Annotated in this window: 1 protein-coding gene and 1 pseudogene; both read left to right on the forward strand. The window is 41.3% G+C overall.

The genetic code is table 11. From position 1 onward, the window contains the following. A pseudogene (locus tag OQ5_RS23600) lies at positions 1-293 on the forward strand (IS1634 family transposase); the annotation flags it as partial. Then, on the forward strand, positions 226-798 hold the full coding sequence (locus OQ5_RS22035) for a transposase (RefSeq protein ID WP_141638887.1): 573 nt from the start codon (positions 226-228) through the stop codon (positions 796-798). The pseudogene OQ5_RS23600 and the gene OQ5_RS22035, both read left to right, overlap by 68 nt. Positions 799-927 lie beyond the last annotated feature (129 nt).

Raw genomic sequence — 927 nt, forward strand, 5'->3', positions numbered from 1 at the left:
TCAAACAGGAGAATCTGGATTATCTGTGTGTCTCCCGCTCCAATTTGAAAAATTATCGGGTTGCCAATCCCGATGAAAAGCCGACAACTATAAAAGACAAGAAGGGGCATCCAATCGAACTTCTACATGTTCAGGCAGAAGACGATAACGATACATACCTGTGGGTCAAAAGTCAAACAAAAGCCCTCAAAGAAAACAGCATGAACTCAAAGTTCTCACAACGCTTTGAAGAAGGGCTTCTGGCTATCCGGAGAGGAATTACTTCTAAAGGTGGCACTAAAAAAGCTGGATAAAGTATGGGAACGCATAGGGCGATTAAAAGAAAGATATCCATCAATCCACCAATATTATGAAATAACAGTAACCCATGACAATAAAGGAACAGCAACCGATCTGACATACAAAGAAATACATGGCCAAAAGAAAACCGGAAAGGCCGGCGTTTATTTTCTGCGAACATCGCTTGATACCACCCATGAGAAGACATTATGGACAATCTATAATGCTCTCAGAGAAATAGAAAACACCTTTCGGGTACTGAAAACCGATATTGATCTGCGGCCAATATTTCACAAAACGGATGAGGCTTCTATGGCCCATCTACACCTTGGCCTTTTAGCGTACTGGCTGGTATCAACTATCCGCTATCAGTTAAAGCTAAAAGGAATAAACCATCAATGGCGAGAAATTGTACGCATCATGAATACCCAAAAGCGGGTAACGACAACGGTTCAAAACAAAAATGGTCTACCATACAAATCCGACAATGCAGCCAACCATCCCATGCAGCTGAGATAATTTACCAAAAGCTAAATTATCATCAAATCCCTTTGCCTCGTAAAAAATCTGTGTGGCACCCCAGCGAAAAAATTAAAAAATACACATTTGTTAATCAGCAGTTTAACGGGCCGTAGGCTGCAATGTGGG

Source organism: Anaerophaga thermohalophila str. Valhall (assembly GCF_000250735.1).
Lineage (GTDB): Bacteria > Bacteroidota > Bacteroidia > Bacteroidales > Marinilabiliaceae > Anaerophaga > Anaerophaga thermohalophila_A.